General features: G+C 71.6%; 14 protein-coding genes. 7 read left to right on the forward strand and 7 right to left on the reverse strand.

Annotated elements, in window-relative coordinates; genetic code table 11:
- The first annotated feature begins 99 nt into the window (after positions 1 to 99).
- Both AC3IX6_RS06245 and AC3IX6_RS06250 read left to right on the forward strand, forming a co-directional pair.
- Complete coding sequence (locus tag AC3IX6_RS06245; RefSeq protein ID WP_489369239.1) at positions 100 to 1,302, forward strand: sensor histidine kinase; 1,203 nt, start codon at positions 100 to 102, stop codon at positions 1,300 to 1,302.
- Positions 1,299 to 1,934, forward strand: a complete 636-nt coding sequence (locus AC3IX6_RS06250) for a response regulator (RefSeq protein WP_489369240.1) — start codon at positions 1,299 to 1,301, stop codon at positions 1,932 to 1,934. Before AC3IX6_RS06245 ends, AC3IX6_RS06250 begins: the two co-directional genes overlap by 4 nt.
- A gap of 162 nt (positions 1,935 to 2,096) precedes the next feature.
- On the opposite strand, the gene yczR is transcribed toward AC3IX6_RS06250, so the two are convergent.
- Positions 2,097 to 3,584, reverse strand: a complete 1,488-nt coding sequence (gene yczR / locus AC3IX6_RS06255) for a MocR-like transcription factor YczR (protein WP_489369241.1) — start codon at positions 3,582 to 3,584, stop codon at positions 2,097 to 2,099.
- A gap of 351 nt (positions 3,585 to 3,935) precedes the next feature.
- On the opposite strand from yczR, the gene AC3IX6_RS06260 reads away from it, so the two are divergent.
- From AC3IX6_RS06260 to AC3IX6_RS06275, 4 genes are all read left to right on the forward strand, one after another.
- The gene (locus AC3IX6_RS06260; RefSeq protein ID WP_489371352.1) at positions 3,936 to 4,505 is read left to right on the forward strand and encodes a nucleotidyltransferase family protein; all 570 of its coding nucleotides are present in this window, start codon (positions 3,936 to 3,938) and stop codon (positions 4,503 to 4,505) included.
- Positions 4,506 to 4,767: 262 nt separating this feature from the next.
- Positions 4,768 to 6,387, forward strand: a complete 1,620-nt coding sequence (gene aceB / locus AC3IX6_RS06265; RefSeq protein ID WP_489369242.1) for a malate synthase A — start codon at positions 4,768 to 4,770, stop codon at positions 6,385 to 6,387.
- A 303-nt stretch (positions 6,388 to 6,690) separates the two neighbouring features.
- The gene (locus tag AC3IX6_RS06270; RefSeq protein ID WP_489371353.1) at positions 6,691 to 7,869 is read left to right on the forward strand and encodes an SGNH/GDSL hydrolase family protein; all 1,179 of its coding nucleotides are present in this window, start codon (positions 6,691 to 6,693) and stop codon (positions 7,867 to 7,869) included.
- A gap of 167 nt (positions 7,870 to 8,036) precedes the next feature.
- Positions 8,037 to 8,687, forward strand: a complete 651-nt coding sequence (locus AC3IX6_RS06275; RefSeq protein ID WP_489369243.1) for a 3'-5' exonuclease — start codon at positions 8,037 to 8,039, stop codon at positions 8,685 to 8,687.
- Here AC3IX6_RS06275 and AC3IX6_RS06280 read toward each other — a convergent pair.
- The gene (locus tag AC3IX6_RS06280) at positions 8,676 to 10,709 is read right to left on the reverse strand and encodes an ATP-binding protein (RefSeq protein ID WP_489369244.1); all 2,034 of its coding nucleotides are present in this window, start codon (positions 10,707 to 10,709) and stop codon (positions 8,676 to 8,678) included. The genes AC3IX6_RS06275 and AC3IX6_RS06280 overlap by 12 nt on opposite strands.
- Before the next feature lie 127 nt (positions 10,710 to 10,836).
- On the opposite strand from AC3IX6_RS06280, the gene AC3IX6_RS06285 reads away from it, so the two are divergent.
- Positions 10,837 to 11,910, forward strand: a complete 1,074-nt coding sequence (locus AC3IX6_RS06285) for an Lrp/AsnC family transcriptional regulator (protein ID WP_489369245.1) — start codon at positions 10,837 to 10,839, stop codon at positions 11,908 to 11,910.
- A 332-nt stretch (positions 11,911 to 12,242) separates the two neighbouring features.
- Here the strand turns inward: AC3IX6_RS06285 and AC3IX6_RS06290 are convergent, their stop codons facing one another.
- The 5 genes from AC3IX6_RS06290 to uraD all read right to left on the reverse strand — a co-directional run bounded on the left by AC3IX6_RS06290 (position 12,243) and on the right by uraD (position 17,565).
- A complete protein-coding gene (locus AC3IX6_RS06290; protein ID WP_489371354.1) occupies positions 12,243 to 13,655 on the reverse strand; it encodes a nucleobase:cation symporter-2 family protein in 1,413 nt (470 codons plus the stop codon).
- 456 nt (positions 13,656 to 14,111) lie between these two features.
- Complete coding sequence (locus AC3IX6_RS06295; protein WP_243339131.1) at positions 14,112 to 15,515, reverse strand: 8-oxoguanine deaminase; 1,404 nt, start codon at positions 15,513 to 15,515, stop codon at positions 14,112 to 14,114.
- Between the two features lie 208 nt (positions 15,516 to 15,723).
- Positions 15,724 to 16,647, reverse strand: a complete 924-nt coding sequence (pucL, locus tag AC3IX6_RS06300) for a factor-independent urate hydroxylase (protein ID WP_250740536.1) — start codon at positions 16,645 to 16,647, stop codon at positions 15,724 to 15,726.
- A 1-nt stretch (position 16,648) separates the two neighbouring features.
- Entirely contained in the window at positions 16,649 to 17,041 is a 393-nt protein-coding gene (uraH, locus tag AC3IX6_RS06305) for a hydroxyisourate hydrolase (protein WP_250740538.1), read from the reverse strand.
- Positions 17,042 to 17,049: 8 nt separating this feature from the next.
- Positions 17,050 to 17,565 carry a 2-oxo-4-hydroxy-4-carboxy-5-ureidoimidazoline decarboxylase gene (gene uraD / locus AC3IX6_RS06310; RefSeq protein WP_489369246.1) on the reverse strand — a complete coding sequence of 172 codons (516 nt, stop codon included), beginning with the start codon at positions 17,563 to 17,565 and terminating at the stop codon, positions 17,050 to 17,052.
- Between the last annotated feature and the right edge of the window lie 61 nt (positions 17,566 to 17,626).

Consider the following 17,626-nt stretch of genomic DNA (forward strand, 5'->3'; position numbering starts at 1 on the left):
ATCGCGCCACAGTAGAGATCCTCGTATCGAAGGACGCACCAAGACATCAATCCTTTGGTTGACCGGGGCCTCCGGACCCGGACTTACGCTGGTCAGGCCATGACTGCTCCCCTCGCACCCGCACCCGCCGGCGTCCGCACCCTCACCCCCGTCTCCCGCATCCTGCGGCTGTGCCTGCACGCGCTGCTCTTCGGCCTGCTCGCGCTCGCCGCCGGGCGGGCCGTCGCCGACTCCGCGCCGCGCGCCGGCTGGGTGGTCGCGGCCTGCGCGGTGCTGGCCGCCGTGTACCTCGCGGGCGTACTGACCCCCGCGGTGCACCGCTCGGCGCGCGCCGGGGCGGTGTGGCTGGCCGGACTGTGCGCGGCCTGGGCCGCGCTGCTGGTGGTCTCCCCCGACGGGCTGTGGATCGCCTTCCCGCTGTACTTCCTGGAGCTGCACCTGCTGCGGCTGCGCTGGGGCGTGGCCGCCGTCACGGTGACCGCGGCGGCGGCGATCGGCGGCTTCCTCGCGCACAGCAGCGCGGTGACCCCGGGGGCCTTCCTCGGGCCGCTGCTGGGCGGCGCCGTGGCGGTGGCGACCGTACTGGGCTACCAGGCCCTGTACCGGGAGAGCGAGCGGCGCCGCGAGCTGATCGAGGAGCTCATCACCACCCGGGCCGAGCTGGCCGCGGCCGAGCGGAGCGCCGGAATCCTGGCGGAGCGGGAGCGGCTGGCCCGGGAGATCCACGACACCCTCGCCCAGGGCCTGTCGTCCATCCAGCTCCTCCTGCGGGCCGCGGAGCGCAGCCTGCCCGAGGGTTCGGCGGCCCTTCCGCACATCGGCCGGGCCCGGGAGGCCGCGCAGGAGAACCTCGCCGAGGCACGGCGCTTCGTACGGGCCCTGACGCCTCCGGACCTGGAGCACGGGTCCCTGCCGGCCGCGCTGGAGCGCTTGTGCTCGGCGGCGCCGGGCCCCCGGGTCCGGTTCTCCCTGAGCGGCGCCCCGCGCCCCCTCCCCACGCCCTACGAGGTGGCGCTGCTGCGGATCGCGCAGTCGGCGCTGGCCAATGTGGTGCGGCACGCGGAGGCCGGGCGCGCCGAGATCACCCTGACCTTCATGGACTCCTCCGTGACCCTGGACATCGTCGACGACGGCAAGGGCTTCGACCCCACGTCCGCGCCCTCCGGCGACGGCGGCTTCGGGCTGCCGGCGATGCGCTCGCGGGCCGAGACCCTCAGCGGCCTGTTCACGGTCGAGTCCGCCCCCGGCCAGGGCACCGCCGTGGCCGTCACCCTTCCCCTGCCCGCGGAGGCCCTGTCATGACGATCCGGCTGCTCCTCGCCGACGACCACCCCGTGGTCCGGGCCGGGCTGCGCGCGGTGCTGGACACGGAGCCGGACTTCGAGGTGGTCGCGGAGGCGGCCACGGCGGAGCGGGCGGTGGAACTGGCCGACTCCGCCGGGGTCGACGTGGTCCTGATGGACCTCCAGTTCGGCCCCGGCGGAGGCATGCACGGCTCGGCGGCCACGGCCCTGATCACGGCCCGGTCCCCGTCCCCCCGGGTGCTGGTCCTGACCACGTACGACACGGACGCGGACATCCTGGCGGCGGTGGAGGCGGGCGCCTCGGGCTACCTCCTCAAGGACGCCCCGCCGGAGGAGCTGGCGGCGGCGGTCCGCACCGCGGCGGCCGGACAGTCGGCACTGGCCCCGGCGGTGGCGCTGCGCCTGATGGACCGCATGCGGACCCCGGCGGAGGCCCTGACCAAGCGCGAGCTGGAGGTCCTCCAGCTGGTCGCGGACGGCCTGTCGAACCAGCAGATCTCCAAGCAGCTCTTCCTCAGCCAGGCCACGGTCAAATCCCACCTGGTCCACATCTACGCAAAACTGGGCGTGGACTCCCGCACCTCGGCAGTGGCCACGGCCGCAACCCGCCGCCTGATCCGGACGCCGTAGCTCGAATCCAGCCTCGCCGGCGTTTGAGGCGCGGGGTCTGGGGCGGAGCCCCAGGGGGTCCGGGCGCAGCCCGGGGAACGGTGGAAGGGCGGGTAGGGGACAGCCCCGCAGGGCCCGCCCGACCGCCCGGGCCGGGGCCCGCGCAACCCCGGCCGGCGCCGGCTACGCCACCCAGTACGGCCGGTCCACCGCCGAAGGCAGCGGCACGCCTCCGTGGAAGGCCTCCGCGAGCCTTCGCACCCCCTCGTCCAGCCGCTCCGCCGCCAGCGTGTACGGGATCCGCAGCCGGTGCTCGAAGGTCCCGGGATCCACCCCGAACCGCGCGCCCCGCCCGATGTTGACCCCGGCCGCCGCCGCCCGGTCCGCCAGCGCGGAGCTGACCGGCTCCCCGAGGTCCACCCAGAGCGAGAGCCCGCCCGGCGGCACCTGCCAGGACCACTCCGGCGTGTGCCGCTCCAGCGAAGCGACCAGCGCCGCGCGCTGCCCGCGCAGCCGCTCCAGCCGTGCGGGCAGCGTCCGTTCCAGCCCCTCCAGCAGCGGGAGCGCCACCAGCTGGTCCAGGACCGAGCCGGTCATGTCGGCCGTCACCCGTACCGCCGTCAGCTCCGTGATCATCTTGGCGGTGGCCCGGATCCACCCGACTCGCAGCCCGCCCCAGTGGGTCTTGCTCAGCGAGCCGATGGTCACCACGTGATCGGCTCCGCCCTTCGGCGCGAGCGAGGCCAGCGGGGCGGGCGCCGGCACGTCGAGCGCGATGTCGGCGATGGTCTCGTCGACCACCAGCCAGGTACCGGTCCGCCGGGTCGCCGCCAGCAGCCGCAGCCGCTGCTCCTCCGGCATCAGCGCACCCGTCGGGTTGTGGAAGTCGGGGATCACGTAGGCGAGCCGCGGCACGGTCTGGCGCAGCGCGGACTCGGCGATCTCCAGGTCCCAGCCCGCGTCGGAGACGGCGATCGACCCGGTGCGCAGCCGGGCGTGGCGCAGGGCGTCCAGGGCGTTGGCGTAGGTCGGGTTCTCGGTCATCACCCGGTCCCCGGGCCGGCACAGCAGGCTCGTCACCAGGGCGAACGCCTGCTGCGCGCCCGCCGTGACGAGGATCTGCTCCGGCCGGGTCGCCAGTCCCCGCCGGGTGAACCGCTCCGCGATGGCGGTCCGCAGGTCGGGCAGCCCGAAGGGGTGGTAGCCGGGGCTGCGGGCGAAGGCCGGGAGTCTGGGCGCGGCCCAGGCCACGGCCTCGGTGAGGCTGTCCTCGGGGGCGCCCATGGCGGCGATGGCGAGGTCGATGCCGGGATCGCCGTCGGCGCTGTAGCCGCCGGCGCCGACGAGGGCGTGCGCGCCGACCGGGCGGTGGCCTTCGGGGAGCTCGGTCCAGGTCCCGGAACCGCGGCGGCTGCGGACGTAGCCGCTCTCGCGCAGGAGGTCGTAGGCGCCGGTGACGGTGGCCCGGCTGGCGCCGACCGCCTCGGCGAGCTCGCGTTCGGCGGGCAGGCGCACGTGCAGGGCGATCCGGCCGTCGAGGATCAGCGTGCGGACGGCGTCGGCCAGGGCCCGGTAGCCGGGGCGGGCGCGTACCTCCGCCGGGAGCAGGGCCGCGAGCTGGCGGCTGCCGATCGTTCTGTCCGCCGTCTGGACCACTCGCCCGTTTGCCATGCCAACCTCCCCTGATTGGCTCTGCCAGCCAGGCCAATCAAGGACCAGACTCGCTGCATTGGCCGCCGATTGGCAAGGAGATGCCGCAATGTTGACGAGGCTGACCGACCGTGACGAACGGGCCCTGCTCGCCGCCGCCGAGAACCGCATCGCCGAGCCGCTGCGCGTGGGGGCCGCGCTGGCCGCCGTACGGCGCCTCCTGCGGCGCGAGCGAGAATCGGTGACATGTCACCCCGCAGCAACACACCAGCCGAACACGGGCACGAGCCCGAACACGAGCGCGAGCAGCAGCACCACCAGCAGCAGCCCGCGGCGACAGCCCGCCTCTCCGCTCCCCCGGTGATCGCCGGCCTGCTCCTCGCGGCCGGCGGCGGCCGGCGCCTGGGCGGCCGCCCGAAGGCCCTGCTGACCTACCGGGGCCGCCCGCTGGTGGAGAACGCCCTACGGGTCCTGCGCGAGGCGGGCTGCGGCCCGCTGCACGTGGTGCTCGGCGCCTCCGCGACCGAGGTGCGCGAGCGCGCCGACCTGAGCGGCTGTGTGGTGACCGACAACCCGGACTGGGCCGAGGGCATGGGCTCCTCCCTGCGGGTCGGCCTCGCCTCGCTGGCCGGTACGGGCGCGAGCGCGGCCCTGGTCTCCCTGGTGGACCAGCCGGGCATCGGCCCGGAGGCGGTGTCCCGGGTCCGGGCCGCCTACCGTTCCCCGGCGAGCCTGGTGGCGGCGGCCTACGCCGGCGAGCGCGGGCACCCGGTGCTCTTCGGGGCGGACCGCTGGCCGGACATCGTGGCGACGGCCACGGGCGACAAGGGCGCACGGGTGCACCTCGCGGCGCACGCGGCGGAGCTCACGCTGGTCGAGTGCGGCGACGTCGCGGAGGCCTTCGACATCGATACCCCTCCCGACCTGGCACGACTCGCCTGAGCGCGCTGTGACCACGATGGCACTGAGGGCCACCAGGCACGGGCCGGGAACCGGAATCTGTCGACTCAGAGAATCTCGACATCAACAAACCATTGAACTTCCACCATGAGGAAATTACTATCCACTGGTCAGAAGCGCCCTGAACCCCCAGACGGCGCCCGCGACCGTATCCCGGAACTCTCCACACCCGACGGCACTGCGTGCCGTCCAGCGCGAGCATTCCCCGCGGCCGCCAGGCACCGCCGCTGAAGGAGTGACAGATATGTCCGCACCAGCGCCGTCATCGCTGGCCATCGTCGACGCCGAGCCCCTGCCCCGGCAGGACGAGGTCCTCACCGACGCGGCTCTTGCCTTCGTCGCGGAGCTCCACCGGCGGTTCGCCCCCCGCCGCGCCGAACTCCTCGCCCGCCGCTCCGTGCGCCGTGCCGAGATCGCCCGCACTTCCACGCTCGACTTCCTCCCGGACACCGCACAGGTCCGCGAGGGCGACTGGAAGGTGGCGCCGGCCCCGGCCGCGCTGAACGACCGCCGTGTGGAGATCACCGGTCCGACGGACCGCAAGATGACCATCAACGCCCTGAACTCGGGCGCCAAGGTCTGGCTCGCCGACTTCGAGGACGCCTCGGCTCCCACCTGGGAGAACGTCGTCCTCGGCCAGCTCAACCTGATCGACGCCTACGAGCGCCGCATCGACTTCACCGACGCCCGCACGGGCAAGGCGTACGCCCTCAAGCCCGCCGAGGAGCTCGCCACCGTCGTGATGCGCCCGCGCGGCTGGCACCTCGAGGAGCGCCACCTGCAGTTCGAGGGCGGCCCGGCCTCCGGCTCCCTGGTCGACTTCGGCCTGTACTTCTTCCACAACGCCAAGCGCCTCATCGCGCTCGGCAAGGGCCCGTACTTCTACCTGCCGAAGACCGAGTCCCACCTGGAGGCGCGCCTCTGGAACGAGATCTTCGTCTTCGCCCAGGACTACGTCGGCATCCCGCAGGGCACCGTCCGCGCGACCGTCCTGATCGAGACGATCACGGCCGCGTACGAGATGGACGAGATCCTCTTCGAGCTGCGCGACCACGCGGCGGGCCTGAACGCCGGCCGCTGGGACTACCTCTTCTCCATCGTCAAGAACTTCCGTGACGGCGGCGAGAAGTTCGTCCTGCCGGACCGCAACGCGGTGACGATGACGGCGCCCTTCATGCGGGCGTACACCGAGCTGCTGGTCAAGACCTGCCACAAGCGCGGCGCGCACGCCATCGGCGGCATGGCGGCCTTCATCCCGTCCCGCAAGGACGCCGAGGTCAACAAGGTCGCCTTCGAGAAGGTCAAGGCCGACAAGGACCGCGAGGCCGGCGACGGCTTCGACGGCTCCTGGGTCGCCCACCCCGACCTGGTCCCGATCGCGATGGCCTCCTTCGACGCCGTCCTGGGCGAGAAGCCCAACCAGAAGGACCGCCTCCGCGAGGACGTCCACGTGGCCCCGGGCGAGCTCATCGCGATCGATTCCCTCGACGCGAAGCCCACCTACGACGGCCTGCGCAACGCCGTCCAGGTCGGCATCCGCTACATCGAGGCGTGGCTGCGCGGCCTCGGCGCCGTCGGCATCTTCGGTCTGATGGAGGACGCCGCCACCGCCGAGATCTCGCGCTCGCAGATCTGGCAGTGGATCAACGCCGGCGTGGTCTTCGAGAACGGCAAGCTCGCCACCGCCGACCTCGCCCGCGAGGTCGCGGCCGCCGAACTCGCCGCGATCCGCGCCGAGGTCGGCGAGGAGGCCTTCACCTCCGGCAAGTGGCAGCAGGCCCACGACCTGCTCCTCCAGGTCTCCCTCGACGCCGACTACGCGGACTTCCTCACCCTCCCCGCGTACGACCAGCTCATCGGCTGACACCCCGTCTTCGGCTGAATCGCACAGCAGCCGAAAACCCCGGCAGTAACGACAGCGCCCCCGAAGCCTTCCGGCTCCGGGGGCGCTGTCGTGCGTCCGCGACCGGCTCGTCCGACCGGTCGGCGCCGAACGACCGGTCGGTTGTTACTTGTTCGTAACTTACCTGTACCTAGCGGTAACAACGCGCGGGGTGGCACCTTTCCGAGTGCCACCGGCCGGAGGTAACCCCCACTTACCCCGCCATGCGCCGGAGTTGTTCCCGGATGCCGCATGGCCGACCGCAGGAGTTCCGCAGTGATCGGAATGCGCAGCGACAGCATGGACCGGGCCCGTCGAGTGCGACGACTGGCCGGGATCGGGATGGCAGTGCCGCTCGTCGCCGGGGCACTGGTCGCCGGAGGGGCCGGGACGGCCGTGGCCGGACCGGGGAGCGGCCCCACGGCCGTGGTGTCCCTCGGCGACAGCTACATCTCCGGGGAGGCCGGACGCTGGAAGGGCAACAGCCTGACCAACAGCGGGAACCGGACCGGCACCGACCGGGCCTGGGTGAGCGGCAGCAGCTACGACCCCGGCAAGGTCTACGGGGCCACCGCCGGCGGATGCCACCGGTCGGACTCCGCCGAGGTGAAGAGCGCCGGGCCGATCGCCGACGTCGCGATCAACCTGGCCTGCTCCGGGGCGGTCTCGCAGAACGTGTTCCGCGCCTCCAACGGCGGCGTCGCCTTCAAGGGCGAGGCCCCGCAGGCCGATCAGCTCGCCGCCGTGGCCGCGAGCAACAACGTCAAGGTCATCGCGCTGTCCATCGGCGGCAACGACCTCGGCTTCGCCGACATCATCAAGGAGTGCGCGTACGACTTCGTGCTCTGGAACTCCTACTGCTACGACGACCAGCAGGAGGGTGTGAACGCGAAGATCGACGGCGTCATGGCCGACGTCGGCAAGTCCGTGGACGAGGTGCGGGCCGTCATGCGCGGCGCCGGGTACGCCGACTCCTCGTACCGGATCGTCCTGCAGTCCTACCCGTCGCCGATCCCGCGCGGCGCGGAGAACCGGTACACCCAGAGCGACTGGAGCCGGCTCAACACCGGCGGCTGTCCCTTCTGGAACAGGGACTCCGACTGGGCGCGGGACTCCCTCGTCCCGCAGATCGCCGGACGGCTGAAGGCGGTCGCCGCGGCCAAGGGCGCGCAGTTCCTGGACCTGAAGGACATGATGCAGGGGCGCGAGGTGTGTGCGAAGGCGAGCAAGCAGGTCACCACCGCGGCGCCGGCCTCGGCGAAGACGAGCGAGTGGGCACGCTGGATCGACAGCAGCGAGACGCAGGGGCTGGTCCAGGAGTCCATGCACCCGAACTACTTCGGACAGCTCGCGGCCGGGCGCTGCCTGGCCCTGGCCGTGGCCCAGCCGGCGGCAAGCGGCTTCGCCTGCAAGAACACCGCGGGGGCCGACCAGACCGGGATGTACCTGACTCCGGCGCCGTAACCGAGGGCACGACGCCCCCGTGCCGGAGCACCGGCCGGGGGTGGCGTCCCCTACACGGTCGGCCGGTGCGGGAGGGGCGTCCCTCGTAGAGGAGTTCGGAGCCGGCCCAGCAGACGACGGCCCATATTCGGATGATCGCGTGCGGTGGCGGCTGAGATGCTCGCGGTATGACCTCAGCCGGTACCGCCCGATCCGCTCGTCCGCCGCGGCCCAGTCTCTACATCTCCGTCGACGTCGAGGCCGACGGGCCCATTCCCGGGCCGTACTCGATGATCAGCTTCGGGGCCTCCGTGGCGGGGCGGCAGGACGGGGCTTCGTATACGGCCGCCGATCCGGAACAGGACACCTTCTACCGGGAGTTGCGCCCCATCAGTGAGGCGTACGTACCGGAGGCGCTCGCGGTCAGCGGGCTGGACCGGGACCGGCTGCTCCGCGAGGGAGCCGAACCGGCCGTCGCCATGGCCGAGTTCTGCGCATGGGTACGGGAAGTCTCCGCGGGAGCCCAGCCGGTGATGTGCGCCTACCCGGCCTCCTTCGACTGGACCTTCCTGTACTGGTACTTGATGAGCTTCGGCGGCGACAGCCCCTTCGGCCACTCGGGCTGCCTGGACATGAAGACCCTCTACGCGACCAAGGCCGGGGTCCCGCTTCGCGCCGCCGTCAAGGGCCGCATGCCGCGCGAACTGCTCTCCCGGCGGCCGCACACCCATCACGCGCTGGACGACGCGATCGAGCAGGCCGAGCTGATGAGCAACCTGATGACGTGGGTGCCGCCCGGTCGGGCCGGCCGGCCCGGACCGGGCCGCTCAGGCCGATAGGTCCGGTAGGAGGTCGCGCAGGGGGGTGCGGGTGCCTGAGGTGTAGGCGGCGCGGAAGGCCTGGGGGGTGAGGCGGGCGCGGACCGCCTGCTGGACCCGGGGGGACGAGGCCGCGTGCGGGCGGGTGCGGGAGACCGCGCCGAGGAGGCGGGCGGCTTCGGCGTAGCGGCCCTGGTCCGCCTCCAGTTCGGCGAGGAGTTCCACCGAGAAGGCCTGCCCGAGGGTGTCGTCCAGCGCGAACTGGGTCCGCAGCGCGCTCAGCAGTTCGGTACGGGCCCGTGCCGGGTGCCCCTCGTGGCGCCGGACCAGGGCGTGGGCGTAGCTCACCCAGGACCGGGCCCACAGGTCGACCGAGCCGTCCGGCGCGCGGCCCGGCGGGCCGTCCTCGACCGGGACCGAGGCCGGGTCCGTACGGGCGACCGCCAGGGTGTGCGCGGCGCGCAGGGCCTCGCGGCCGGGGCCGAACTCCGGGTCCGCCGGAAGGAGTTCCAGGCCCTCCCGGTACTCCGCCGCGGCGTCCTCGTACCGGCTCTCCCACAGCGCGATCGTTCCGCGCAGGTGCGCGAGGTAGGCCAGGCAGGCGTCCTCCCCCTCGTGCACGGCCTCCGTCCACGCCTCCACCAGCAGGGGGTCCGCGCCGTCCGACTCCCCGAAGGCGGCGACCAGCCACGCCCCGAGCCACAGCGCCCGGGCGGGCCGGGGCGCCGGGTGCACCGCCAGGGCGCGTTCCACGTGCCTGCGCCCCTCCGCCGCCATCCCGCACGCGGACCACAGGAACCACAGGGACACCGCGATCTCCAGGGCCGCGCCCGGCCCTCCCGCGGCGAGCGGGTTCATCGCCGCGCGCAGCTCGGGGAGTTCTCGCAGGGCGAGGGCGCGCGCCTCGCGCTGCGCACCGGCGCGCCACAGCCCCGCGGCCCGCTGCGCCACCACCCGGCAGCGTTCGCGGTGGCGCCGGGCCGTCGTCGCGCCGTCCCCGGCGGGTCCGTGCGCGAGCCGCCGGGCCGCGTACGCCCGTACGGACAGCGGCAGCCGGTAGCGGCCGGGGCCGGCGTCCGCGAGCAGGCCCGGGGCCAGCCGGAGCAGCGCCTCGACGGCCGTGTCCGGGGTGAGCGCCCCGAAGCCGCATACCTCGGCGACGGCCGCCCGGTCGAAGGAGCCCGCGAAGACGGAGAGCCGTTCCCAGAGCAGCCGTTCGGCGGGCGAGGCCAGCCGGAGCGAGCGTTCGGCGTCGCCCCGGGTGCTGCGGCCCGCGCCCCCGGCGAGGAAGCCGAGCGGGTCGGAGCCGAGCCTGCGGAGCGCCTGCGCGGGCGCGTACTGGTGCGAGCGCCCCGCCGCGAGCTCCAGCGCCCCCGGGATCCCGTCGAGCGCCCGGCACAGCGCGGCCACGGCGCCCGCGTTGCGGTCGGTCAGCTCGAAGAAGGGGTCCGCGCCGCGCGCCCGCTCCGCGAAGAGCCGTACGGCCGCGTAGCCGGCGACGTCCGCCACCGGGAACCACCGGATGGGGTCGGGCGCACCGTGCCCGGGCAGGACCGACGCGGACGGGGGCAGCGGCTGTACGGAGGGCGCCGTCGGCACCGACAGCGGCGGTACGGGGAGCACCGCTTCTCCGCCGATCCGCAGCCGACGCTGCGACGTGGCCAGAATCCGTAGCCCCGGAAGCCGCAGCAGCTCGGCCGCGAGCCCCGCACCGGCCTCCCCCAGCTGTTCGCAGCCGTCGAGCACGAGCAGCGCCTCACGCCCCGCCAGACGGTCGGCGAGCTCCGACCGGAGGCCGCCCCAGCACCGCTCGGGCAGGCCCGCGAGCTCCACCCAGACGGCCTCCAGGCCGTCCCGGTCGCCCAGGGTGCGGACGGTGCGCACCGCGAGCCGGGTCTTGCCGATGCCGGCCGGCCCGGTGAGCGTGACCAGGCGTTCCGTGGCGAGCAGGGAGGCGAGGGCGGTGAGCTCCCGCTCCCGCCCGATGAAGCTCGACAGTTCGGCGGGCACCCCCTGCCGCACGCCCGAGCCGGCCTCCCCCACACGTCCTCCCGCTCTGTCCGGCACGTGCGCACCGTCATGTGGTCAACAGTTGAACGCACAAAGAGAGATGATCGGTTCATAATCCCGTTGTTCCGTCACCGACCGGGAGAACCACCAAGGGGAGGGTATGAACTCGGCCATTTCCGCCATCGACGACACGGATCGGGCACTCGTCCACGCACTCCAGCTGGCACCCCGTGCGAGCTGGGAACTGCTGGGTCCGGTCCTCGGCGCACGCCCGGACACCCTGGCGCGCCGCTGGGAGCGGCTCACCGGATCCGGTGAGGCGTGGCTGAGCGGGCTCGGGCTGCGCACCGGCGTCACGAAGCCCTGTATGGCGTGGGTGGAGGTCACGTGCACCGCGGGCACCTCGCCTTCGGTGGGGGACGTGCTCGTGGCGGATCCGCACGCCCTGGGCGTCGAACACACCACCGGGAGCCGGGACCTGCTCGTCTTCGTGGCGGTACCCGACCTGCCGACGCTGTACTCCTACCTCTCGTGCCGGGTGCAGCGGATCCCCGGCGTGGTCGGCACCCGCACCTCGATGGTGACGGCGGTGCACTACGCCCCCGACCGCTGGCGCCTGGACCAGCTGACCCCGGGCCAGATCGGCCTGCTGACCCGGCGGACCCGGCGGCCGGCGGCTTCCGGTGCCCCGGACCGGCCGTCGGTGGCGCCTCTCCAGGAGGAGGACCGGCCGCTGGTACTGGCACTGGCCTCGGACGCACGGCGCACGGTGGCCTCGCTGGCCCGGGAGTTCACGATGAGCGAGTCGACCGTACGGCGCCGGCTGGCGCGGCTGGAGGGCGGGCAGAGCCTGCGCTACAGCTGCGCGCTGGCTTCGGCGCTGTCGGGCTGGCCGGTGTCGGCGACGCTGTGGGCGGAGGCCTCCGAGTTCGAGCTCGCCGACTGCGCGGCGGTCGCCGCCGGGCTGCGCGAGACCCGCATCTGCATGTCCGTCAGCGGCCCCTGGAACTTCATGATCAGCGCCCGGCTGCGCACGGTGGAGGACCTCTCCCGCTACACGGCGGAACTCACCCGGCGGCTGCCGGGCCTGCGCATCACGGACTCGGCGCTGGCCCTGCAGGTCCGCAAGACGGAGGCCCAGGAACTGGACCGCCGCGGCCACCGCGTGCGCACGGTCTCCCCGGACATCTGGTCCGACCCGGTACCTGACCAGTTCAGCCTGGCCGGCGTTTGAGGCCCGGGATCCGGCAAACCAGCCTCGCCGGCGTTTGAGGCGCGGGGTCCGACAAACCCAGCCTCGCCGGCGTTTGAGGCGCGGGGTCCGACAAACCCAGCCTCGCCGGCGTTTGAGGCGCGGGGTCCGGGGCGGAGCCCCGGGAACCCCGGCCGAAGCCGGCCCGCACGGCCCCCGGTCCGCCCCGCCAACGCGTACGGCGGCGCGGACGCCAACCCCGCAGTGGGTGACGTACGCACCGCCGTATCGCGCTCACGGGCCGAGCAGAGCCCGCTCGCCGCGCACCGGCCGGGACCAGCCCGGTCAGCGCTCACCGGCCGGGACCAGCCCGGTCAGTGCACCAGTACCGGATCCGGGGCGGCCGAGGCCGATCCCTTCTTGGCACCGAGGTGGTTGAAGGCGAGGTTCAGCACGATGGCCACGACGCAGCCGGTGCTGATGCCGGAGTCGAGGACGACCAGCAGGTCCTCGGGGAAGGCGTGGTAGAAGCCGGGGGCCGCGATCGGGATCAGGCCTATGCCGAGCGAGGCGGCGACGATCAGGGCGTTCTCGCCGGTCTCCATGGCCGCGCCGGCCAGGGTCTGGATGCCGCTGGCGGCCACCGAGCCGAAGAGGACGATGCCCGCGCCGCCGAGGACCGGCAGCGGTACGACACCGATGACGGAGGCGGCGATGGGGCACAGGCCGAGCAGGATCAGGATGCCGCCGCCGGCCGCGACGACGAACCGGCTGCGGACCTTGGTCATGGCGACCAGGCCGATGTTCTGCGCGAAGGCGCTGCACATGAACCCGTTGAACAGCGGGCTGAGCGCACTGCCCAGGGTGTCGGCGCGCAGGCCGCCCTCGATGGTCTTCGCGTCCGCCGGGCGGCCGACGATCTTGCCCAGCGCGAGGATGTCGGCGGTGGACTCGGTCATGCACACCAGCATCACGATGCACATCGAGATGATCGCGGCGACCTGGAACTGCGGCGCCCCGAAGTGGAACGGCGTCGGGAAGCCGACGAGATCGGCGTTGCTGACGGCGTCGAAGTTCGTCATGCCCAGCGGCAGCGCTATGAGCGTGCCGGCGACCAGGCCGAGGAGGATGGAGATCTGCTGGAGGAACCCGCGCAGGAACTTGCGCATCAGCAGGACGATCGCGAGGGTGACCGCGGCCATGGCGATGTTCTTCATCGAGCCGTAGTCGGCGGCGTGACTGTTGCCGCCCTGCGACCAGTTGAAGGCCACGGGGAGCAGCGAGACGCCGATCAGGGTGATGACCGTACCGGTGACGACCGGCGGGAAGAACCGGACCAGTTTGCCGAAGTACGGGGCGGCGAAGAAGCCGAGGACTCCGGCGACGATGATCGCGCCGAAGATGATCGGGATGGCGTTGTCGCCCTCACCCTTTCCGATGGCGATCATCGGGGTCACACCGGCGAAGGAAACGCCGTTGACGAAGGGGAGTTTGGCGCCGATCTTCCAGAAACCGAGGGTCTGGAGGAGGGTGGCGAGCCCTGCGGTGAAGAGCGAGGCGCCCATCAGGAAGGCGGTCTCGGTGGTGGAGAGTCCCACGGCCGGGCCGACGATCATGGGCGGGGCGACTACACCCGCGTACATGGCGGCCACGTGCTGGAGACCGCTGGTGAACATCTTCAGCGGGGGCAAGGTCTCGTCGACCGGGTGCTTCGCCCCTGAGTCGCCTGCGACCTGCGGTACTGCGACTGCGTCTGCGTCTTTGCGAAACCTGGGCGCCTGGGCCACGGCTTCCTCCGAACTGTTTAACACGCCGGCAGGGACGTGATGTGTCTGGGAGGTGATGCGAAAGCTGTACGAGTCGAGCCGGTATGGAGTTGTGAGTACTGCTGCTACTGCTACTGCTATTGCTGCTACGGCTGTTGCTGCCGCTACGGCTGTTGCTACTGCTGCGAATGCTTGTCCCAAGGGGTGCGGAAACGATTCGCCCGAGTCGTTTCCACGCAGGGGCGGCCCGGGAGCCGCCGGCAAGGAAGTCGAAAGAGAGCTGGAGGTGCCGTAGCACTGGCGCGGTGCACGAGCTGCGGGGCGCGTGGCACGGGCTGCGGAGCTACTGGCACGAGTCACCGCTCCCGGGGCGCCCTCGGAAAACCTCGGGCGCTACCCGGGAACAGCTGCCGCGGACCCCGCTCGGGTCCACGGCCGCCGGCCGGGGGCCGTCCCCCCCGGCCGGACTCCGTGGGATCAGGCCTGCGCGGAGATCCGCGCGAGGCGCTGGGCCTCTTCCCGAGTGGACACGGCGATGGCGTCCTCGTCGGCGAAGAGCAGACGGTTGTTCTCGACGATCTGCTTGCCGTTGACGAACGACGCGGTGACCGGGGCCGCCGCACCGAAGACCAGCGCCGTGACCGGGTCGGCGATCGAGGAGTGCAGGAGGGTGTTCAGGTTCCAGAGCACCAGGTCGGCGCACTTGCCGACCTCGAGCGAACCGATGTTCGAGGCGCGGCCGAGGACCTGGGCGCCACCGAAGGTACCGAGGCGCAGGGCCTGGCGGGCGTTGAGCGCGCGCTCGCGGTGGACCGGGTTCAGGCGGTTGATGAGCAGCGCGTTGCGCAGCTCGGTGTGCAGCTCACCGGACTCGTTCGAGGCGGTGCCGTCCACGCCGAGGCCGACCGGGACGCCGGCGGCGAGCATGTCCGGGACGCGGGCGATGCCGGCGGCCAGACGGGCGTTGGAGGACGGGCAGTGCGCGACACCGGTCTTGGTACGGGCGAACGCGGCGATGTCGGAGTCGTTCATGTGGACGCTGTGCGCCATCCACACGTCCTCGCCGAGCCAGCCGGTCGACTCGAAGTAGTCGGTCGGGCCCATGCCGAACAGTTCCTTGCAGAACTGCTCTTCCTCGACGGTCTCCGAGCCGTGCGTGTGCATGCGCACACCCAAGCGGCGGGCCATCTCGGCGCCCTGCTTCAGCAGCTCGGTGGAGACCGAGAAGGGGGAGCAGGGGGCGACGGCGACCTGGGTCATCGCGTCGAAGGAGGCGTCGTGGTACTTCTTCACGGTCGCCTCGGTGTCCGCGAGGGCACCTTCGAGGGTCTCGACCGCGTGGTCCGGCGGCAGGCCGCCGTCCTTCTCGCTGCGGTCCATCGAACCGCGGGCGAGGGTGAAGCGGACGCCCATCTCGGACGCGGCGCGGATGATCGACCCGGAGAGGTCGCCCGAACCCTTGGGGAAGACGTAGTGGTGGTCCATCGCGGTGGTGACGCCACCCTTGGCCATCGCGGCGAGGGAGCCCTGCGCGGCCGTGTACGTCATCTGCTCGTCGATGCGCGCCCACGTCGGGTACAGCGCGACCAGCCAGTTGAAGAGGTTGTGGTCGGTGGCCAGACCACGCGTGATCCACTGGTAGAAGTGGTGGTGCGTGTTGACCAGACCGGGAGTCACGAGGTGCCCGGTGCCATCGATGCGGCGGACGACGTTCTCGAGGTTCTCGGGGGCCTTGCCCGCGCCGACGAACTCGATCTTGTTACCGGCGAGGACCACGTGACCCGAGGCGTACTCGGTGTCATTGGCGTCGACGGTCGCAATCGCACAGTTTTCGATGACGATGCGCTCTACGGCGCTGTCATTGGCTGCCGATGCTGCCATGGGACTTCCTCGTGCTTTCAGTGGCGGTGCGGGCACGGCAAAACCCAGGGGATTTGAGTGCCGGAGCCGGGGGCCTTGACAGCTGACAGTACTGCCGCCCCGTGTGGTGCGTCCGGGTGCCGATTCAGGAAGTTGAAAGTGTTGAGAGTACTGACGGGTGTCGCGCCGTCCCGGGGCCACTGCGGAGCCCCGGGACGCGCGTGCCACATCAGAGGTTGGTCATGTCCACGGGGATACGGGCGTCAACGCCGTCGCGGAGGACCGTCGCCTCGATCAGACCGTACGGGCGGTCCGCGGCGAAGTAGACCTCGTTGTCGTTCTTGAGACCGAAGGGCTCGAGGTCGACGAGGAAGTGGTGCTTGTTCGGGAGCGAGAAGCGAACCTCGTCGATCTCCGAACGGTGGTTGATGATGCGCGAACCCATCTGGTACAGGGTCTGCTGCAGCGACAGGGAGTAGGTCTCCGCGAAGGCCTGGAGCATGTGCTTCCGGGTCTCGGCGTAGGACTTCTCCCAGTTGGGCATCCGCTGCTCGTCATCCGACCAGGCGAAGCGCCAGCGAGCCGAAACCTGGGTCGCCAGGATGCGGTCGTAGGCCTCCTTCAGGGTCGTGTACTTGTCCTTCACGTAACCCCAGAACTCGGAGTTCGTGGAGTTCATGACGGTCAGGTCCTTGAGGCCGGAGATGACCTCCCAGTTCTTGCCGTCGTACGTGATCTGGGTGACCCGGGTCTCCATGCCCTCGCGGACGAAGGAGTGGTTCACCTCGTCGGAGCCGATGAACTTGGAGTTCGCGTCCGAGGTCGCGATCCGGGACCAGGAGTACTCCTCGATCCGGATGCGGGCCTTCTGGATCGGCTCCTGGCTGTTGACGAACCAACGCGCCAGGTGGATGCCGAACTGCTCGGCGGACTCGATGCCGTACTCCTTGGCGAACGCGTACACCGTGTTCTTGGTGGTGTCCGTCGGAAGGACGTTCGCGTTCGATCCGGAGTAGTGGACGTCGTCCATGTCGCCCGAGAGGGCGACCGAGACGTTCAGGTCCTTGATGTGGTGGGTGTCGCCGTCCCGCGTGATCTTGACTACGCGGTTCTCTGCTTTGCCGTACTGGTTCTGGCCCAGAATGGTGGCCATGCTAGCTCCCTCGGTAAACGGAGTAGCCGAACGGGTTGAGCAGCAGCGGTACGTGATAGTGCTCGCCCGGGTTCACCGCGAAGGTGATGGTGACCTCGGGGAAGAACGCACCGCTGTCCCTTACGCGGGGGGCGTCCTGCTGTGCCTCGGCGGCTTGCTTCTTGGAGAAGTACGTCTCGGTCTCGAAGTCGAGGCGCACGTGGGTGGTGCCCTCCGGCAGCGCCGGCAGGTCCTTGCAGCGCCCGTCGGCATCGGTGGCGGATCCGCCCAGGGCCGCCCACTCGCCGTCGAGACCCGTACGGGCCGACAGGGAGATCGCGACGCCTTCGGCGGGCTTTCCGATGCTGGTGTCCAGGATGTGCGTGGACACCGACGCGGTGGTCTCAGTGCTCATGCTCGGTCTTACTCTCCTTCTACGGTTTCCACGAGACGGGTCAGGCGGATCCGGTTGATCTTGACGAGCTCGCCACGAGCGATTTCCCGCTCCTGTTCCGGCGAGTTCTCGATCCGGACCTTGACCGCGTCCCGCATGAACTCACCGGTCGCACCGGTGGCGCAGATGAGGAAGACGTGGCCGAACTTGTCCTGGTAGGCCAGGTTCAGTTCGAGGAGCTCGGTCTTGAGCTCCTCAGAGGCACCGGCCATGCCGCGCTGCTCGCGGGCGGAGGTCGGGTCTCCCGGCTTCGGCCGGCCGATCGGCGCGTGTCCACCCATCGCCTCGCCCAGGTCCTCCGCGGTGAGCTCGGCCATGGCGGCCTCGTTCGCGGAGAACAGGGTGTCGACGCTGGTGAAGGGGCGCTGGGCGAGCAGCTTGCTGCCCCATGCCGAGCTGGCACACACCTCGTGCAGCTCGGCCGTGGCCGCACTGTCGTCCAAGGCGTTGAACCGGGTGAGACCCGGGGTCGGACTCGAAGTCACGGTAGGCCTCCGTGGCCTGTTGTTGCTTTGACGGGCTGCGCATAGCTAACGCCCTCGACAA

The sequence above is a fragment of the Streptomyces sp. GL_141 genome (genome assembly GCF_057834385.1).

What these genes read in the sequence shown, in the direction of transcription:
- AC3IX6_RS06250 (WP_489369240.1), top strand. Translation starts at nt 1,299, where the DNA reads ATGACGATCCGGCTGCTCCTCGCCGACGACCACCCCGTGGTCCGGGCC.
- aceB (WP_489369242.1), top strand. Translation starts at nt 4,768, where the DNA reads ATGTCCGCACCAGCGCCGTCATCGCTGGCCATCGTCGACGCCGAGCCC.
- AC3IX6_RS06245 (WP_489369239.1), top strand. Translation starts at nt 100, where the DNA reads ATGACTGCTCCCCTCGCACCCGCACCCGCCGGCGTCCGCACCCTCACC.
- AC3IX6_RS06285 (WP_489369245.1), top strand. Translation starts at nt 10,837, where the DNA reads ATGAACTCGGCCATTTCCGCCATCGACGACACGGATCGGGCACTCGTC.
- pucL (WP_250740536.1), bottom strand. Translation starts at nt 16,647, where the DNA reads ATGGCCACCATTCTGGGCCAGAACCAGTACGGCAAAGCAGAGAACCGC.
- AC3IX6_RS06275 (WP_489369243.1), top strand. Translation starts at nt 8,037, where the DNA reads ATGACCTCAGCCGGTACCGCCCGATCCGCTCGTCCGCCGCGGCCCAGT.
- AC3IX6_RS06270 (WP_489371353.1), top strand. Translation starts at nt 6,691, where the DNA reads ATGCGCAGCGACAGCATGGACCGGGCCCGTCGAGTGCGACGACTGGCC.
- yczR (WP_489369241.1), bottom strand. Translation starts at nt 3,584, where the DNA reads ATGGCAAACGGGCGAGTGGTCCAGACGGCGGACAGAACGATCGGCAGC.
- uraH (WP_250740538.1), bottom strand. Translation starts at nt 17,041, where the DNA reads ATGAGCACTGAGACCACCGCGTCGGTGTCCACGCACATCCTGGACACC.
- AC3IX6_RS06295 (WP_243339131.1), bottom strand. Translation starts at nt 15,515, where the DNA reads ATGGCAGCATCGGCAGCCAATGACAGCGCCGTAGAGCGCATCGTCATC.